The organism is Micromonospora sp. NPDC050495 (assembly GCF_040655175.1).
Taxonomy (GTDB): Bacteria; Actinomycetota; Actinomycetes; order Mycobacteriales; family Micromonosporaceae; genus Micromonospora.
In genome coordinates this window covers 1-15,049 of record NZ_JBFAJK010000047.1, presented here as the reverse complement: position 1 = coordinate 15,049, position 15,049 = coordinate 1, and the positions used below count along the sequence as shown (strand labels likewise).

The 15,049-nt window shown below is 69.8% G+C and carries 14 protein-coding genes and 2 pseudogenes; 8 read left to right on the top strand and 8 right to left on the bottom strand.

Annotation, left to right across the window (positions count from 1 at the left end; translation table 11 throughout):
* Window positions 1–187 precede the first annotated feature (187 nt).
* Window positions 188–1,150: a hypothetical protein gene (locus AB0I11_RS28955; protein WP_357327561.1), complete on the bottom strand. Its 963-nt coding sequence runs from the start codon at window positions 1,148–1,150 to the stop codon at window positions 188–190.
* On the opposite strand from AB0I11_RS28955, the pseudogene AB0I11_RS28950 reads away from it, so the two are divergent.
* A pseudogene (locus AB0I11_RS28950) lies at window positions 1,110–2,367 on the top strand (cation:proton antiporter). The gene AB0I11_RS28955 and the pseudogene AB0I11_RS28950 overlap by 41 nt on opposite strands.
* On the opposite strand, the gene AB0I11_RS28945 reads toward AB0I11_RS28950, so the two are convergent.
* From AB0I11_RS28945 to AB0I11_RS28930, 4 genes are all read right to left on the bottom strand, one after another.
* Window positions 2,349–3,647, bottom strand: coding sequence for an ArsB/NhaD family transporter (locus tag AB0I11_RS28945; RefSeq protein WP_357327558.1), 1,299 nt, complete (start codon window positions 3,645–3,647; stop codon window positions 2,349–2,351). The pseudogene AB0I11_RS28950 and the gene AB0I11_RS28945 sit on opposite strands and share 19 nt — an antisense overlap.
* On the bottom strand, window positions 3,644–4,090 hold the full coding sequence (locus tag AB0I11_RS28940; RefSeq protein ID WP_357327555.1) for a CBS domain-containing protein: 447 nt from the start codon (window positions 4,088–4,090) through the stop codon (window positions 3,644–3,646). Before AB0I11_RS28940 ends, AB0I11_RS28945 begins: the two co-directional genes overlap by 4 nt.
* 304 nt (window positions 4,091–4,394) lie before the next feature.
* Window positions 4,395–5,162 carry an ABC transporter permease subunit gene (locus tag AB0I11_RS28935; RefSeq protein ID WP_357327553.1) on the bottom strand — a complete coding sequence of 256 codons (768 nt, stop codon included), beginning with the start codon at window positions 5,160–5,162 and terminating at the stop codon, window positions 4,395–4,397.
* 149 nt (window positions 5,163–5,311) lie between these two features.
* Window positions 5,312–6,205: an ABC transporter ATP-binding protein gene (locus AB0I11_RS28930; RefSeq protein ID WP_357327550.1), complete on the bottom strand. Its 894-nt coding sequence runs from the start codon at window positions 6,203–6,205 to the stop codon at window positions 5,312–5,314.
* A gap of 81 nt (window positions 6,206–6,286) precedes the next feature.
* Here AB0I11_RS28930 and AB0I11_RS28925 point away from each other — a divergent pair, with 81 nt between their 5' ends.
* From AB0I11_RS28925 to AB0I11_RS28910, 4 genes and pseudogenes are all read left to right on the top strand, one after another.
* Complete coding sequence (locus AB0I11_RS28925; RefSeq protein WP_357327547.1) at window positions 6,287–6,742, top strand: MarR family transcriptional regulator; 456 nt, start codon at window positions 6,287–6,289, stop codon at window positions 6,740–6,742.
* A 529-nt stretch (window positions 6,743–7,271) separates the two neighbouring features.
* The gene (gene kdpF, locus AB0I11_RS28920) at window positions 7,272–7,361 is read left to right on the top strand and encodes a K(+)-transporting ATPase subunit F (RefSeq protein WP_036343797.1); all 90 of its coding nucleotides are present in this window, start codon (window positions 7,272–7,274) and stop codon (window positions 7,359–7,361) included.
* A pseudogene (locus AB0I11_RS28915) lies at window positions 7,361–8,524 on the top strand (potassium-transporting ATPase subunit KdpA); the annotation flags it as partial. The gene kdpF and the pseudogene AB0I11_RS28915, both read left to right, overlap by 1 nt.
* A 180-nt stretch (window positions 8,525–8,704) precedes the next feature.
* Window positions 8,705–9,064: a hypothetical protein gene (locus tag AB0I11_RS28910; RefSeq protein WP_357327544.1), complete on the top strand. Its 360-nt coding sequence runs from the start codon at window positions 8,705–8,707 to the stop codon at window positions 9,062–9,064.
* Between the two features lie 407 nt (window positions 9,065–9,471).
* Here the strand turns inward: AB0I11_RS28910 and AB0I11_RS28905 are convergent, their stop codons facing one another.
* A complete protein-coding gene (locus AB0I11_RS28905) occupies window positions 9,472–9,897 on the bottom strand; it encodes a hypothetical protein (protein ID WP_357327542.1) in 426 nt (141 codons plus the stop codon).
* A gap of 52 nt (window positions 9,898–9,949) precedes the next feature.
* Complete coding sequence (locus AB0I11_RS28900; protein ID WP_357327539.1) at window positions 9,950–11,392, bottom strand: MFS transporter; 1,443 nt, start codon at window positions 11,390–11,392, stop codon at window positions 9,950–9,952.
* A gap of 115 nt (window positions 11,393–11,507) precedes the next feature.
* Between AB0I11_RS28900 and AB0I11_RS28895 the strand changes: the two genes are divergently transcribed.
* Entirely contained in the window at window positions 11,508–12,140 is a 633-nt protein-coding gene (locus AB0I11_RS28895; RefSeq protein ID WP_357327536.1) for a TetR/AcrR family transcriptional regulator, read from the top strand.
* Between the two features lie 989 nt (window positions 12,141–13,129).
* Here AB0I11_RS28895 and AB0I11_RS28890 read toward each other — a convergent pair.
* Entirely contained in the window at window positions 13,130–13,594 is a 465-nt protein-coding gene (locus AB0I11_RS28890) for a DIP1984 family protein (protein WP_357327533.1), read from the bottom strand.
* A gap of 284 nt (window positions 13,595–13,878) precedes the next feature.
* Here AB0I11_RS28890 and AB0I11_RS28885 point away from each other — a divergent pair, with 284 nt between their 5' ends.
* A complete protein-coding gene (locus AB0I11_RS28885) occupies window positions 13,879–14,646 on the top strand; it encodes a GNAT family N-acetyltransferase (protein ID WP_357327530.1) in 768 nt (255 codons plus the stop codon).
* Between the two features lie 204 nt (window positions 14,647–14,850).
* On the top strand, window positions 14,851–15,049 hold a 199-nt coding region (locus AB0I11_RS28880; protein WP_357327527.1), incomplete at its 3' end, for a transposase.

Below are 15,049 nucleotides of genomic sequence, written 5' to 3'. Positions count from 1 at the left end.
ACCGCCCAGCTCAGCCGTGCCGGGTCGTCAAGGTCCCGCGCCTTACGCCGTGGCGTTTGTGCCTGCCACACTTGTAGGCACCTCACCACCTGCGATCGGTCGGTAGGGATCACTCTGCCTGTGAGCTGGGCTTCAGGCGTCACATGCTGCTCTCTGATCAGGAGGCACACCTTCGTCGTGCAGTCCCTCAGAGCCGCATGTCGCGCTGGGCGTAGGCCCAGTTGCCGGCTGCGATCAACGCGACGGCGCCGCCGACCAGGACGCCGACTGCCGCCCAGTCCGGCGCCGTGGCCGGTACGGCGGCGAGGTGCGCGTACGGCGACAGCGAACCGATCCAGGCGGGTGCGTGGACGCTGTCGGCGGTCACCTCGAGCAGGAACCCGCCGGCGGTGGGCAGCATGCCGATCGTGGTCACCGTGCGCGGGGCCAGGCCGAGCGCGAGGGTGGCGGCCGCGGCGCCGAGCAGCGCGACCGGCAGCACGTTGGCGGTGCCGGCGAGCGCGGCGGCAAGCGACAGGTCGGCGCCGACAACCGTCGCGCCGACCCACGTCGTGACGGCGGCCACGGCAGCGAGCGCCGCGGTGCCGGCGACGGTGGTGGTCACCTCGGCGGTCAGCAGCCGGGTGCGGGTGACCGGTCCGGCGTGCAGCAGGGTCAGCCGTCCGGCGGTCTCCGCGGCGGCGAATGCGGTCAGGCGGGCGGTGGCGAAGGCGCCGATCGGGATGGCGAGCAGGGCGAACAGGGTGGCGGCGTAACCCTCGACGGTGCCGAGACCGGCGAAACCGGCCTGGGCGGCGAGGTCGGCGAAGCGAGGGTTGCCGGTGAGCGAGTCGACGAGCAGGCCGATCAGCAGGAAGTACGCACCGATGCCCGCCGACCAGCCGGCGAGCGGCCGCAGCATCCGCCGGACCGCGAAGGCGCCGACCGAGCCGAGCAGCCAGCTGCGGGGCGCCCGGCCGGCCGGCGGGCGGAGCAGCCCGGCCCCGATGTCCCGCCGCCCGGCCAGGGTCAGCGCGAGGTAGGCCAGCGCGGCTGCGGTGAGGGCGAGCGCGAGCAGGGGAGCCCAGCGGTCGTCGCGGTAGGGGTGGGTCAGGGCGAGCGGCCCGTCCGTGCTGGTGTCGGCGCTGGCGAACCGGACGATTCTGTCCACGGCGGCGCTGTTCCTGGTGGCCGGTTTCGTCCTGGGCGAGGGCACGACCGGGGTGCTGCACCTGGAGGCGGAATCGCCGATCGTGGCGCAGCTGGCGGAGCTGGCCCTGTTCGCGGTGCTGTTCAGCGACGGGATGCGGGTCGGCTGGGCGGACCTGCGCAGCGCCTGGCGGCTGCCCGGCCGGGCGTTGGGCTGGGGGCTGCCGCTGACGCTGCTGGTCACCGCGGTGCTGGCGCACTACGTGGCCGGGCTGGGCTGGGCGGAGGCGCTGCTGATCGGGGCGATCCTCGCGCCCACCGATCCGGTGTTCGCGGCCGCGCTGGTCGGCAACGACAAGGTGCCCGCCCGGCTCCGGCACCTCCTCAACGCCGAATCCGGGGTCAACGACGGCCTGGCGCTGCCGTTCGTGGTGGTGCTGCTGGCGGTCGCGGCCGGCTCGGACGACGTGCACCTGGGGGAGTTGGCCACCGAACTGGCCGTCGGGCTGGCGATCGGCGTCCTCGTCCCGTTGGCCGCGATCGCGCTGGAGCGGACCCGGTTCTTCGCCGCGTCGGCGGCGTACGCGCCGTTGAACGGGGTGGCCATCGGGCTGCTGGTGCTGGCGCTGGGCAAGGCCACCCACGGCAACCTGTTCCTGGCCGCGTTCGCCGCCGGCATCACGGTGGCCACCTTCGGGCCGCGGGAGCGGGCCGCGTTCGAGCACTTCGGGGGAGAACGTCGCCGAGTTGCTGAAGCTGGCCGCTCTGCTGGTGTTCGGGGCGCTGATCTCGGTGGAGTTCCTGACCGACATCTCCTGGACCGGGTGGGTGTTCGCGGTGCTGGCCATCGTGGTAGCCCGGCCGGGCGCGCTGTGGATCTCGTTCCTGCGCTCCGGGCTGAGCCTGCGCGAGCAGGCCGCAGCGATGTGGTTCGGGCCGAAGGGCTTCGCCTCGGTCGTCTACGGGCTGCTGGTGCTGGAGGCCGGCATCGGGGCCGCCGACGAGGTGTTCCACCTGGTCGCGTTGACGATCGTCATCTCGATCCTGGCGCACTCCTCGACCGACGTGGTAGTCGCGCGGGCGTTCGACGAGACCGCGGAGACCCCGAACTGGCACGGCGTGCTGCGCCGGGCACGCCGCAAGGCGGCGCTGCCCCGGCCACGCGCTGACCGCCGCACCACAGCGGGAGGATCCGCCGCCGACGGTGGCGCGGCGGACGATCAGGCGAGGGCGAAGTAGCGCAGCCAGAGGTACGGCACGGCGAGCCCGACCGTGACCAGGGTGACCACCAGGCCATACCGGGTGAACTGCCAGAACGTGATCCGCTGGCCGGCCCGTTCGGCCAGGCCCAGCACGACGACGTTGGCCGAGGCGCCGACCGCGGTGGCGTTGCCGCCCAGGTCGGCGCCGAGCGCCAGGGCCCACCAGAGCACCCGTGACTGCCCGCCGCCGCCCTGCGCGTGCACCAGGTCCGCGACGACCGGGCTCATCGTGGCCACGTACGGGATGTTGTCCACGATCCCGGAGAGCGCCGCGGAGCCCCACAGCAGCACCATCGTCGCCGGCAGCAGCCGGCCCTCGGTGGCGTCGATGGCGGCCCGGGAGATCTGCTCGACCACGCCGGTGTTCACCAGGGCGCCCACCATGATGAACAGGCCGGCGAAGAAGACCAGGGTGGGCCACTCCACGTCCCGGCTGATCTCCCCGGCGTCGAGCCGGGACAGGGCGAGCAGCAGCAGGCCGCCGAGCAGGGCCACGACCGCGGGTTCGAGGTGCAGGGTGGTGTGCAGGACGAACGCGGCGGTCACCGCGGCGAGCACGGCCAGCCCGAGCACGAGCAGCCGGCGGTCGCGGATGGCGTCGCCCTCGTGCAGGGCGGCGATCTGCGCCGCCCGCTGCGGGTCGTAGCGGAACGCGTCCCGGAACAGCACCCGGCACAGGCCGAGGAAGACCACCAGCAGCAGCACCACCAACGGCGCGAGGTGGATCAGGAAGTCGTTGTACGACAGCCCGCCCCGGCTGCCGATGATGATGTTCGGCGGGTCACCGACCAGCGTCGATGTGCCACCGATGTTCGAGGCGAGGGCTTCGGCGATGAGGAACGGCACCGCCGGTACGCCGAGGCGTTCGCAGACCAGGAAGGTCACCGGCGCGATGAGCAGGACCGTGGTGACGTTGTCCAGCGCCGCCGACGCCACCGCCGTGATCACCACCAGGATCACCATCACCCGGAACGGCCGTCCACGGGCCCGTTTCGACGCCCACACCGCCACGTACTCGAAACCACCGGTGCGTTTGAGCACGGCGACGATGAGCATCATCCCGACGAGCAGGAAGATGACGTTCCAGTCGATGCCGGCCTGTTCGGAGAAGAACGCGTGTGCCGTGTCGGTGGCGCCGATCAGGAACATCACCGCCGCCCCGCCCAGCGCCGCGGCGACCCGGTGGATCTTCTCGGTGGCGATCAGCACGTACGCGACGGTGAAGACGGCCACCGCCGCCCACGCGACGGCGGTCACTGGGCGAGCATCCGGTCGAGCAGGGCGTCGAGGGTGATACCGCCGATCATCGGCTCCCGGGGCGCGGCCACCGCCACCAGAGGGCTGCGCTTCTGCGCCATCACCGCAGCCACCTCCAACACGGTCGCCTGCGGCTCCACCACCGGCGGCTCCGGCTGCTCGGTCGGCAGCAGGTCGGCGACCGTACGCCCCTCGGCTCCCCGCAGGAACACGTCCGCCGACGGCTCGTCGATCATCCTCGCCAGGGTCGGATCCTCCCGGCAGTACCCGGGAATCACCAGTCGCAGCACCTGGGTGCCAGGCAGCACGGTCACCGGTCGACCCCCCTCGTCGACGACGATCAGCCCGGGCAGGTTGTGCCCGGCCAGCAGACGGGCCGCCTCCAGGACCGACGAGGCCACGGTGATGGTCGGGAAGGGCACGGCCAGGTCTCGGGCTCGCACGACGACTCCTGCCGGTTCGGTGGGCGCGACTGATCACACGCCGACCAGACTTCCCGGCACACCGTTGATCACCCTAGCCCGCTACGGCGGGGAATTTCACCGGGGTTGCCGGCTGTCGGCTGCGACGAACGTCCCGGCACCGGGAGCCTCAACGGCGAGGCCTGGCCAGGGAGAAGGCGGGGGAGCGGTGCCCGGCTGCGCAGCGGTCGACACGCCCGCGTCGCGCGCCACCACGACCGGCCCGGGTGGCGACACCGGGTTGGTACGGCGGCCACACGAGCACGGTCACGGGTGGCGTTGTGGTTCAGCGGCCGAGGTCGCGGCTGTGAAGTCGCCATGCGCCGCTGGCGATGAGCCCGATGGCGACCGCGGCCAGTGCGGCGGCGTGGCCGAGGTTGAGGCCGTTGATGAGGGGCTCGCCGCCGATGTAGTAGTGGAACGGGGTGAGGTAGCGCAGCCAGGCCGCGCCGAGTTGCGGGGCGAATCCGTGGAGCGCGTACGTGAGCACGCCGAGTCCGGCGGTGGCGCCGAACACGGTCGCGCGGGGGCGGCCGGTGGCGGCGCCGATGCCCGTGGAGAGGGCCCCGAACAGCAGGGCCAGCAGTGCGAGGTGGAGTGCCTGCGCGGCGAGCTTGGCGATGCTGATGGTGTCCAGTTCGGCCGTGCTGCGGATGGCGAGCATGGCGGCGAGCACGGTGGCGGCGATGAGCAGCGCGCCGGTGGCCAGGGCGGCGAAGCGGTGCAGCAGGAGCCGGGTGCGGCTGATCGGGTGCGCGAGGATCAGGTCGAGGTAGCCGGATTCCTCGTCGGCGGAGATCATGCGGGCGCCGGTGGCAGCGCCGTAGAAGGTGGCCAGCAGCGGGGTGAGCAGTCCGAACACCGCCCCGTTGAGGTAGCCGGCTGCGGTGGAGGTGTCGTCGAAGCCGAATCCGCGCATCGCTTCGGGGACGTTGGCGATGGAGTCGGCGGAGATCTGGGGGTAGAAGCTGGCGTACATCATGGTCAGCAGGCCGGCGGCGAGGGCCCAGACGGTGAAGATGCGGCGGTTGTCCCACAGGGTCTTGGTGAACACGGTGCCGCTCGCTGCCCGGCTGAGCCGGGTCGTGCCTGGGACTTCGTCTGTCGTCTGGGTCGTGGTCGTGGCGGTGATGGTGGGTGTGGTCATGTCTCTGCCGTTCATCTGTGGCCCGGTGTGGGCTGTGGGGATTGTGGTCGCGAGGGTCAGGCGGGCTGACCGGCGTAGTAGGTGTGGAAGACTTCTTCCAGGTCCTGGGTGTCGGCGTGGAGGCCGGTGATGGTGTGCCGGGCGGCGGCCTTGACGAGGGCGTCGGGGCTGCCGTCGATGCGGCAGGTGAGCGTGGTGCCGTCGATGACCAGGTCGGTGACGCCGGGCAGGCCGGCGAACTGCTCGGCGGGTACCGGTGCGGCAAAGGTGATGGCAACCTGGAGCAGGGATCGGTTACGCAGTTGCGCGACGGTGTCGAGCGCCACGAGCTGGCCGTCTCTGATGATGGCTACCCGGTCGGCGACTGCTTCGACCTCGCTCATGATGTGGCTGGACATGAACACCGTCCGGCCCGCGTTGCGGGCCTCGGTCACCAAGTCGAGGAAGGTCTGTTGCACGAGCGGGTCCAGGCCGGAGGTCGGCTCGTCCAGGATCAGCAGTTCTGGGTTGTGCATGAAGGCCTGGATCAGTCCGACCTTCTGCCGGTTTCCCTTGGACAGGCGCTTCACCTGCATGGTCAGGTCCAGGTCGAGGCGGTCGGCCAGCTCGACGATTCGCGTGGCGGACACACCGCCGCGTAGGGCGGCGAGGAAGGCCAGGACCTCGCCGGCCCGCTGACGGGTGTCCGCGACGAAGTCGCCCGCCAGGTAGCCGATGCGCCGGTGCAACTGGACCGCGTCCTCCCGGGGATCCAGGCCCAATACCCGGGCGCTGCCGGCGGTCGGGCGGATCAGGTCCAGCAGCAGTCGGATCGTGGTGGACTTGCCGGCCCCGTTCGGGCCGAGGTAGCCGAACACCTCGCCGTGGTTGACGATCAGGGAGAGGCCTGTCAGGCCGCGCCGGGTGCCGTAGGTCTTGGTGAGCTCGGTGAGCTCGATCGCCGTCTCCATGCCGACAATCTATCAGAGCGTTCAGAGTTTTTTGAAGACTCTGAGGTGTTAGGATAGTGTCGAGCGTGAGGTGAGGAGGCGGTGTTGACGGACGTGGCGGAGGCGGCTGAGCGGATGGCGCTGGTCCTGGCGCAGGGCGGCCTGCAAAAGGCGACGGCGCGGGTGATGGCGGCGTTCCTGTTCGCCGAGGCCGACAGCGTCACCGCGCCCGAACTCTCCGAGCAACTCGGCATCAGTTCGGGAGCGGTGTCCGGGGCGATCAAGATGCTGTCCACCGTCGGGCTTATCGAGCGGGTCCCGGTGCCGGCCAGCCGCCGCGAGCACTACCGGCTACGCGACGACGCCTGGGCGACGCTGATGTCGGCGCAGAACGGCATCATTCAAGCGATGTTCCAGGCAGCCGAAGACGGCATCGAAGCCGCCGGCGAGAACACGCACGCGGCGGGCCGGCTCGCCGAGATGCGGGACTTCTACACGTACATGTTCCGCGAACTTCCCGCCCTGATCGACCGCTGGCGAGCCCAGCGTGGCGGCTGACCGACTGCTCCGCAACGGTGCGCCGCGGCACCTGAGTCGAGTGCATTGCCATTGCGGGGGCTGAGCACGTCACGTGTCGCACCCGCCACCGGCGAAGCTGCCGGGGCTCTTTACCGCGCTCGCTTGGTCGCCGTCGAGCGCAGGTATCCGAGCCACGGCGTCACTCGGATCTCCCGAACGAACGCCCTGTTGCCGCCCGACCCCGCCGCTCGGCGGCAATGTTGGCGGATCTCCCACCGATCCTGCCTCCTGGGGTAAGCGCCCCTGACCGCACCGCGCGCTGTGACCGCCTTCCCGCTCAGCGGACGGCGTGAAAACGGCGTCAAGAATCGGCGGATCCCCGTCATGGTCGCGTCAATGACCCTGTCCTGTGGTGGTGCGGGGGCGCTTTGATTGCCCGGCGCGGCCGAAGCGGCTGCGGAACAACTTTCCGTACTGAGGAGTCAGCGGTGTCTGACGTGGTGTTCGTGCTGTTGACGGTGGGGCTGTTCGCGGTGCTCGCCTTCGTGGTGAGGAGTGTGGAGAAGCTGTGAGCGCGGTGAACGCTGTCGGTCTGGTGCTGGCGATCGGCCTGGGCGTGTTCCTGGTCGTCGCCCTGCTGTTCCCGGAGCGGTTCTGATGAGCACGACCACGGCGGGCATCGTCTTCATCCTTTCGCTGGTGGCGGCGCTGGCCGCCGTCTACAGGCCGTTCGGTGACTACCTGTACCGGGTGGTCGCCGGCACCCGGCACACCCGTGTCGAGCGGGGGATCTACCGCGTGGTCGGGGTGAACCGGGCCGCTGAGCAGACCTGGGGCGTGTACGCCCGCAGCCTGCTGGCCTTCTCGGCCGTGTCGGTCCTGTTCCTCTACGCGTTCCTGCGGCTGCAGAACCACCTGTGGCTTTCCCTGGGCCTGCCTCCGGTGATGACCCATGGCGCGTGGAACACCGCGGTCTCGTTCGTGACCAACACGAACTGGCAGTGGTACTCGGGTGAATCGACTATGGGCCACCTGGTGCAGATGGCCGGCTTGGCGGTGCAGAACTTCGTTTCTGCGGCGGTCGGTATCGCGGTGGCGGTCGCCCTGGTCCGTGGGTTCGCCCGCAGCCGGACCGGTGAGTTGGGCAACTTCTGGGTTGACCTGATCCAGATCACGCTGCGGTCCTGCTGCCCATCTGTGTGCTCGCCACGATTGTGTTGATGATCGGCGGCGCGGTGCAGAACCTGTCCGCCGGCACGGACGCGACCACCTTGACCGGTGCCACCCAGCACCGCACCGGCGGGCCGGTGGCCAGCCAGGAGGCGATCAAGGATCTCGGCACCAACGGCGGCGGGTTCTACAACGTCAACAGCGCCCACCCGTTCGAGAACCCGACGGGCTGGACGAACTGGCTGGAGATCTTCCTACTGCTGGTGATCCCGTTCAGCATGCCCCGGGTGTTCGGCCGGATGGTCGGCCAGAACCGGCAGGGCTACGCGATCGTCGCGGTCATGGCGATCCTGGCGCTGGGCAGCATCGCCGTGACCAACGGGTTCGAGCTGGCGCACGGCGGCACCGTCCCGCAGGCGGTCAGCGCCGCACTCGAGGGCAAGGAGACGCATGCTGCTCGGCCGGTTCCTGCCGATCATCTTCGTGCTCGCCCTGGCCGGATCGCTGGCCCGCCAGCAGCCGACGCCCGCCTCCGAGGGCACCTTGCCGACCCACAAGCCGCTCTTCGTCGCGATGGTCGTCGGCGTCACGGTGATCCTGGTCGCGCTGACCTTCCTGCCCGCCCTCGCGCTCGGCCCCCTCGCCGAGGGCTGTGCGAGCTCCGACTCCTGCTGCGGCGTCAAGGCGTCGTCGGTATTGCGGCGAGCGACCGTCTCCATGGACACCGAGAATGCCAGCTCTTGCTCTCGATTGGCCGGACCGGCCAGTACCCGGCCTGGCCGGCGGCAAGACGACGGGTCGGATCAGCCCCGCGGGCTCTAGTCTGAGGGCATGCTCGAAGCCGGCAGCCGGACGCGCACCCAACCGCCCCCACCGGCCATCGTCTTCGAGGCACTCACCGAGCCCAACCGCGACCCGGCGGGTCCGTGGCTGCAGCTGCTGGATGACGAACAATCGCCACAGGTCCTGCACGCCGAGCACCCACACCTGGTCATCTGGTCATCCCTGTGGCCCAAGCGGCCGGATGCCCAGGTGCGCTTCGACCTGCAGTCCGACGGCGGAGAAGGCACCCAGCTGCGCTGGACGCTGCTGGTCGCCGAACCCCTACCCGACCCGTCGCTGCTGGGACACCTTCGGAAGCGGCTCAATGAACTGATCAACGCGAACCTGCGCTACACCTTCGGGCAGTAGCCAGACGAAGGTTTTGTGGGCAACAGCCACGGCGGCTGAACCACGATGACAAGTGCTCAGTGTGGATGAGGCCGTACGCTGGCGATGAGCGCCTATCGCTGCCGGCGGTGGGTGGGGAGCCGCGCTTGGCGCGAACTCTCCAACAACCCGTTCGGCGACGCGGCTTCCGCTGAGAGTGACCGGTCAGGAACCGCCGAACCGGGTTGCTCCGTCGCAGCCTAGCGTCCGTTCTATCAGCGTACTGCCGGCGCGACAGGCACGGACTGACCGGAAACCCCGCAGCCGATGCGGCGGCCAGTCGTTTCGCCGACCGAGCAGCACTTGGAGCACAAGTCCGAGGGAACCGATCGGCGGCGACATGGTGACGCCGCCGGCATGACTGCGGACGGGGCGGTTCTGGTGGCGGCTCAGAGGAGTTGCGCCTGCACGAAGCCGAGAAGCAGGACGGTGAAACCGCCGATCTCGGCAACGATGAGCGCGATCATGAACGCAGTAGTTCCAGGGACCTGGTTACGAAACTGGTTGTCGGTGTCCCGACGCCAGCCGTGATAGACGTACGTGCCGATGGCGGCCGTGAAGAAGAGCACGATCGCGCCGGCGGACAGCGAGTTCGCCATTGCGTTCCAGCCGCTGAGCTGGACGAACGTGGCAACCAGCAGGGTCGCGAACGAGTAGAGCAGCGCGGCGCGATGCGCGATGTCGACGTACGGGTGGGCCCTGTGGTCGGTGGATCGGGCCATCTGCCGGTACTTCCACACGCCCAGCACCAACGCCCAGAGGAAGATCAGCCCAGCCGCCAGCAGGACGACTGTGGTGTCGGTGTCGAGTTCCATACGTATTTCTTCCGTCGTCGGTGGCACCGGGTGAAGGTCGGCGGGGATGGCTTCAGTGGGCGTGCGGGAGTCCGGTGATCGTCGGCTTGCCTGGGGGGACCAGTGCCAGCACGAGGACGGCTGCCGCGGCGGCGGCGATGGCCGTGGCGGTGTAGGCGTCGGTGAACCCGTCGATGGAGGGCACGCTGGTGAGCCCGGCTGCGGCGAGGGACGAGGCCGTCGCGACGCCGATGGCGCTGCCGAGCTCGTGGAAGGTGTTGATCACGCCGGAGGCGAGCCCTTCCTCGCCATGGTCGACGTGGGCCAGCGCGGAGGTGGTGGCGGTGACGAAGACCGGGCCGACGCCGAGCGCCGCGATGACGATCCCGGGCAGTAACTCGGTGTAGACGCTGCCGTCCGCTGAGATCCGCGTCAGCAGTCCGGTGCCGGCCGCGACGAGCGCGAGGCCGATGGCGGCGGCCGGCCGGGTACCGATGCTGCCGACGAGGCGGCCGGCCAAGTGCGCCCCGGCCCCGGTGGCCAGCGCGGCGGGCAGGAACAACAGCCCGGTCTCCAGTGCGCCGAGGTGGCGCAGGTGCTGCAGGTAGAGCGAGCCGAGGAAGAACAGCGAGATCAGCAGGACGGAGCCGACGAGCATCAGGAACGCGCCCGCGGCCACGGGGCGGCGGGCCAGCATGCCCACCTGCATCAGCGGGGAACGCGCCGTCCGTTCGATGCCCGCGAACACCCCGTACAGCAGGGCGGCGGCGGCCAGCGGCACCAGGGTCGCGGCGGTGCCCCAGCCCTCGTCCCCGACGGTGACGAGCGCGTAGATGAGCGAGCCGGTGGCGGCGGTGACGGCCAGCGCTCCGAGAATGTCGATACGCCGCTGGTCGCGGTGCGGTCGGAGGACCGCGGGGACGGTCGCCGGGAGGGCTGCCAGCACGGCGACGCCGACTGGCACGTTGACGAAGAACGCCCATCGCCAGCCAGGACCGGCGGTGAGGATCCCGCCGAACAGCACTCCGGCCGCGAAGCCGATGCCGCCGAGCCCGGCCCACACACCGAGCGCCTTGTTGCGCTCGGTGCCGTGGAAGGTCGTGGTGACGGTCGACAGCGCCGCGGGCGACAGCAGGGCCGCCCCGATGCCCTGTGTGATGCGTCCGCCGATGAGCAGCACCTCGTTCTGGGCGAGTCCAGTGCCCAGCGAGGCGAGGGTGAAGACCGCCAGCCCGATCAGCATCATCCGGCGGGCTCCGAAAAGGTCGGCGAGCCGGCCGCCGAGCAGCATCAGCCCGCCGAAGAACAGGGTGTAGGCGGTGACCGCCCAGGTGAGCGCGGTGCGGTCGAGCCGCAGATCGGTGCCGATCTCAGGCAGAGCGACGTTGACCACGGTCACGTCGAGAATCAACATGAACTGGGCAACGCTGATCAGCGCGAGCGCCGCCCAGCGGCGCGGATGCGCCTGGGTCGCGGGCTTCGGCGGGTTGTGCAGCGCATGTGAGTGGTGGGCCATGGGGCACTCCGTTCCGGCGGTGGGCGGGATGGGTGGTGATGCCGGCGCCCCGCCAGCAGAAGTCGTACAGGCTTGTTCGGCTTGAACTTACTCGCGCAAAGCGGGAAGTCAAACAGTGCTGTTCGACTACGTCTATTCTGGGGACATGGCGCACACCGCAGAGCACGAGGCGCGGAAGGCGGGGACGCGCAAGAGGGCCGACGCCGAACGCAACATCGCCGCCATCATCAGCGCCGCCGCAGAGTGCCTCGCCCGCGACCCGGACGCCAGCATGACCGACATCGCCAAGGCCGCCGGCCTGGGCCGGGTCACCTTGTACGCGCACTTCCCGTCCCGAGAAGACCTGCTCAGGACCGTGCTCGCCCAGACGATCGCCGAGAGCACCGACATCATCGAGGCCGTTTCACCTGATGAAGGGCCAGCCGCCGAGGCGTTCGCCCGAATGATCGGGTCCTGCTGGCCGCTGCTCAGCCGGTTCGGCAGCCTGCACGCCGCCGCGCAGCGCGCGCTGCCTACCGGCGAAGTACGCCGCCGCCACGATCAGCCGATGGCCTATGTCGAACGGATCATCGCCCGCGGCCAGGCGGAGGGAGCCTTTCGCACCGACCTACCGGTCGAGTGGCTGGTCACCACCGTCTACACACTGCTGCACGCGGCCGCCGACGAGGCCGCCGCCGGACGCCTGACCACGGACACTGCCGGCAAGATCCTCGAAAAGACCCTGCTCGCCGCGCTCAAGCCTGAGTAGGAAGTCCACCTCGCGAGCCCTCTCCTGCGAACACTCGATCGGCAACGTCGGCCATGTCATTGGCTGGAGTGTGAGCGAGCCGCGCGACCGGATCTGTCAAACGAACGGCTCTGGCTCAGAAACGGTGGTGGCCTCTGTCCTGAGTGGTTGCTGCTGTGGGTGATCATGCTGCCCGTGTGACTTGATACACCGAGTCGCCTGACGCGCCACCAGCGCCTGCAGGATCTCCTCGTGGGCGTAGTCGCCAGCGCCGACCACTCCCGCCCAGAGACGATGACCAGCCTCCTGGCAGGTGCCCGCCCACGGTACTCAAGTCCGCCACGGACCACCCGCGCCCTTGCCGGCGGCGAACATGGTTGCCCCGGATTGTGGAAGCGGCGATGGTCCCGGGCGGGGAAAGGTACTGCGGCCAATGATCGAAGGGCGGCGCTGAGGTGGTTCGCCGGCTGGCTGAGCACAGGTGGCCGGTACGGGTCAGCATGGTCCGGTACCAGAGCCGCGAGTACCCCGTTGTCCGTCCCGCTCAAGCGCCGGACTTCGCAGGTCTCTACGAGGTGCGCCTGGGAACACAGTTCTGCCTGAACAAGGGAACAGCGGCGATGTTCGCCACGGCATGGGGACTGGCCGCCCGATCGCCGCATAGCCTGAAGCGGGACCGGTCCGCGAGGCAGCCACGTCCCGCCCACCCCTCGGTCGCTCGGCGGCCGGGCACCAACACTTGAGACCGATCCCACCGATGGAGCTCCTGGCAACGAGCTGCATCTGTATGGGTTGCGGAAGGCCCCTGTCCCACCCTCACCGTCGTGGATCTGCACCCGGTAGTGTGCCGTGCCCTGTGCGCCGTCACCTGTGTGCTGTGCTGGGCCTGCGTTGTGTACTAGGGAGTCGAACCCCTGCGCCTGCCCTCGGCGCGCCAGGAGTGAACCGGATTACCCGCCGGCTCGCGGGTTCGTGCACGCCTCCACGTCGGCTACCTGCTCCGCAACTCCTCAGTCCAGCAGGTCGACCTCCCAGTTCGTCCGCTGGATCACGGTGTCGACCTCGCGAAGTTGCCGGGCGAGGTCGTCGGCCTGGCTACGCAGCTGCGCCACGCGCAGCGCCGGGATCATCTTCAGCTCCGACCGCAACTGCCGATGGCCGCGCTGGCCCTCCCCGGCCGCGGCGTCCGCGGCAGACGTGACCACGCTGTGGCGCAAGCGCAGCACGTCGCGGCGTGCCAGCGCGTCGGTGAGTGTGCCACCCTCAACATGCGTGGCGGCGTTCGTGCGGTTGATCCGCCGGATCAGCGACTCCAGATCCCCGAGCACCTCGCCCGCTTCCACCAGAAGCGCCCCGGCGTCCTCAGCAGGCGTCTCACCCTCCTGGTATCGAGCACTAGCGACGATGCGGGCGCGGAGTTGTTCGGCGCGACGCGCCGCATCCGCGCGCAGCGCAAGAGCCTCAGCGAGCTTCATGGCACCAGTATGACCAGCGAAGATCACTGCCGGCTTCCAATTTTCCCTGACCACGGCACGGAGCAGCAAGGACGGCGCGCCGCTTGCGGCGAATCAGGTAAACGGGCTGTGCGCCGTCGCGGCGGAAACACGCACGTTCGCGGACGGGGAGACGAGACCCTCACATGGCCGCCAGCGGCTGCGAGGGCCGACTAGGGGTCGGCGTGTTGCCTTCCCGCGTGAACCGCGAGCGCTCGTCGTGACACCTACGAACATCGTGTCGGCCGGGTGCTAGGCTGCGTCGAGTGCCGGACCAAGCGCCTGAGGCCTACGCCGCAGCGTTCGATGCGCGGTGTGCCGCCGCTGAGGGCCCCGGAACACGGCGTGTGGACGGGTTCGGCATCCAAGGACTGGTTCCGGTCGACGGGGAATCACCCACTCAGCTCTTGGTCCTGGATGACCGAGCCTTCGACGTGCTCTCGGCCGTGCTGCCGCTCGCCTCGGCCGGCACGGTCAGGGTCCACGAGGCGGCCGGGCGGTGCGCCGAGCTTATCCGCCGGGACCGGACGTGGACGTCGAAGGCGGTCACGGCGATGGTGTGCCGCGACATTCGTACCGTGCCGGAGCCCTTGCTGCCTAATGGCCTGACTCTGCGCCCGGTATGCCGCGTCCGTGAGGACCCACCGGACGGGGTGTCGTTGACGGATGCAGTTGCGGCCGCCGGACGGGCGATGCCAGCGGGTGAGGTGTCGACCGCAGCACTCGTCACGTACCTGAGGTCGCTGCCGGAGGGGCCCCGGCTCTTCGCGGCGGTCGACGACGACGGCGTGGTGCGCGGCACGAGCGGATCGCGGACCTTCTTTTCGGACGCGTACGTGTTCTTCGTCAACACCGATCCCGGCTGGCGCCGCCGCGGCGTGGGGCTGTCGGTGACAGCGGCCGCGCTGCGCTCCGCGGTGAAGTCGGGAGCGACACGGGCTAGCCTCGACGCCAGCGGGCCAGGCATCCCCCTCTACCGGCGGCTGGGCTTCACTGCTGTCGCCCAGATCACCCAGTTCTCCCGTTCCGGCTGATCAATGTGCCTCCGCTCCTTGCGCGGGAGCGCGAACCTCCGCACTTCGGCACGTCCGGACGCCGAGGTGTCGAAGACATCTTCGGTCACGACCCCTCGCGGCATGTCCGGACGTTCTTAGAGGGCGTCTTGGTTGGGTTGGATGTAGTACACGCTGATTGGCGCCTTGCTGAGAGCGGGAGGCGCGGGTCGTGATGATCTACGCATGACGACCCCTCGCCGCCCGTATCGCACTGATCTGTCCGATGCCCGATGGGCCCTGATCGAACCAACGTTGACCGCGTGGCGGGCCGCCCAGGGTGGGCTGGGCATCCGTAAACCCGTGCATGACCTGCGGGAAATCGTCAATGCGCTCCTCTACGTTAACCGCACCGGCATCGCCTGGGAGTACCTGCCCCACGACT

What these genes read in the sequence shown, in the direction of transcription:
- AB0I11_RS28930 (WP_357327550.1), bottom strand. Translation starts at nt 6,205, where the DNA reads ATGGAGACGGCGATCGAGCTCACCGAGCTCACCAAGACCTACGGCACC.
- AB0I11_RS28890 (WP_357327533.1), bottom strand. Translation starts at nt 13,594, where the DNA reads ATGAAGCTCGCTGAGGCTCTTGCGCTGCGCGCGGATGCGGCGCGTCGC.
- AB0I11_RS28900 (WP_357327539.1), bottom strand. Translation starts at nt 11,392, where the DNA reads ATGGCCCACCACTCACATGCGCTGCACAACCCGCCGAAGCCCGCGACC.
- AB0I11_RS28910 (WP_357327544.1), top strand. Translation starts at nt 8,705, where the DNA reads ATGCTCGAAGCCGGCAGCCGGACGCGCACCCAACCGCCCCCACCGGCC.
- AB0I11_RS28905 (WP_357327542.1), bottom strand. Translation starts at nt 9,897, where the DNA reads ATGGAACTCGACACCGACACCACAGTCGTCCTGCTGGCGGCTGGGCTG.